General features: G+C 34.2%; 2 protein-coding genes. One reads left to right on the plus strand and one right to left on the minus strand.

What is annotated here, in order from left to right; translation table 11 throughout:
• Window positions 1–375: hypothetical protein (locus A6M55_RS07830; protein ID WP_229235491.1), on the minus strand; the 375-nt coding region annotated here is incomplete at its 3' end.
• A gap of 354 nt (window positions 376–729) precedes the next feature.
• On the opposite strand from A6M55_RS07830, the gene A6M55_RS07835 reads away from it, so the two are divergent.
• Window positions 730–1,917 (plus strand): hypothetical protein, encoded by a 1,188-nt coding sequence (locus tag A6M55_RS07835; RefSeq protein ID WP_064197145.1) that lies wholly within the window; start codon window positions 730–732, stop codon window positions 1,915–1,917.
• The last annotated feature ends 96 nt before the right edge of the window (window positions 1,918–2,013 follow it).

Here is a 2,013-nt window from a genome sequence, read left to right on the forward strand (position 1 = left end):
AAAGAAATAGTCTAAATACTTGCCATTGGTGGGGGTGCCTATTTTTTTAAATTTATTTGGATTAGTGTTTAACAATTCTACTGTATATTTTATACCGAAAGCGACACCTATAATTTCCGAAATTGTTTTTTTCTTTCTATCATCGTTTGATAAATTTTCTATTTTCCTTTCTTGAACATTTATAAAATCAGAATGTAATAATTCAATTGCAGGTATTTTAGATTGAAGATAGTCGAAGTCTGAATCTACAATGTAGGATGGAACTTCTTCAACCATTATTCCATATTTGAAAATTTCAGGTTTACAAATCTCGAATTCTAATTTATTACGAAAGAGTTCAGAATCTTTCACTGTTTCATCAAGATATATTTTCATTTTAGACTTACTCATTCTGAATATTTTTTTGTTGATATAATTTTGCAGAAGTACTTATATAAGCCAAATTAAGTATGACACCAATTTGTAATTAAGTTAATTTTTTTGTTTTACGATTTTATTAGGATTTTGATGTAATTCTTTACTTCTAAGATTTAGAAAATATTTATCACTCGCAATTTCCAAATTCCCAATTCACAAACCAAACAATCAAAATCATATTTATCTTTCGGTAATCATTACACGTAATTGGGTATTTCTTGTCTGAAAATCTGAAAAATAACAAAACTCAGCACTTAAAACTCAGAATTCAGAACTCTAAAAACTATCTTTGTATCTTAAATAGTAAAGAGTATGCAAATCATAGAGGTAGGAGAGAACCGAAAGCTACAAAAAGAATTTTTAGAGTTTCCAGTGGGTCTGTATAAAGGAAATCCATATTGGATTCGTCCACTTGATCAAGATATTGAAAAATTATTCGACCGTCAGAAAAATCCAATTTTCAATATTGGGGGTGATTGTGTTCGATGGCTTGCACTTGATGAATCGGGTAAAACCATTGCACGAGTAGCAGCGTTTACTAATCCTGCTACTGCTACACAAGGGAACGAGCAACCAACGGGTGGAATGGGCTTTTTTGAGTGTATCAACGATGAGTCGGTGGCTTTTGCGATGTTCGATAAATGCAAAATTTGGCTACAAGAGCGTGGTATGGAAGCGATGGATGGTCCAATTAATTTTGGTGAACGTGATAACTGGTGGGGGCTACACGTTGACCCACACGATGCCGAACCAACTTGGGGGATGTTCTATCACCATGATTATTACCGTGCGTTTTTCGAAAATTATGGTTTTCAAGATTATTTTCAGCAATATACATTCTTGTTGCCAATTCCGGAAGAAGAAGCTCGTAAGGTAGTTCGACCAGCTTTGTTTGAAATTGCCAATCGAATTTACAATACACCGGGCTATGAGTTTAAGCATGTGAGCAAGAAGGAGTTGCCCAAATTTGCCGAGGATTTCAGAATTATCTACAATAAGGCATGGGCAAAAAACTCAGCTACGGGTGAAATGACGCCCGAGCGTGCCGGTGCTATTATGCAAACTATGAAACCAATATTGGAGGAAGAACTCATGTGGTTTGGCTATCATAATGGCGAGCCGATTGCTTTTTTTATCATGATTCCAGAGTTAAATCAGATTATCAAGTATGTTAATGGAAAGCTTAATCTGATTGGGAAAATTAAGTGGTTGTACCATACACTAATGAAAACCAATAAAAAAGCACGTGGTGTGATTTTTGGCGTAATACCAGAATATCAGGGAAGAGGCATTGAATCGGCGATTGCTTTGTCGTTTTCGAGGGCTTGTTGGGTTCCGAATTACCAGTATAAAACCTTGGAACTCAATTGGATTGCCGATTTTAACCCCAAAATGCTTAAAGTAACACAGATGTTAGGAGCTAAAAAATATAAGACCTACATTACTTACAGATACTTATTCGATAGGAATAAAGAATTTAAGCGTTGTCCGCAAATCTAAAAGCTATTTCTGAAGAAATAAATAAACAAAAAATCGTTATCTTTGCAATAATATAGACATTTTCACTAAAAAAATCCTTTTGTAAAGGTAAATTAT

It is taken from the genome of Emticicia sp. MM (assembly GCF_001649495.1).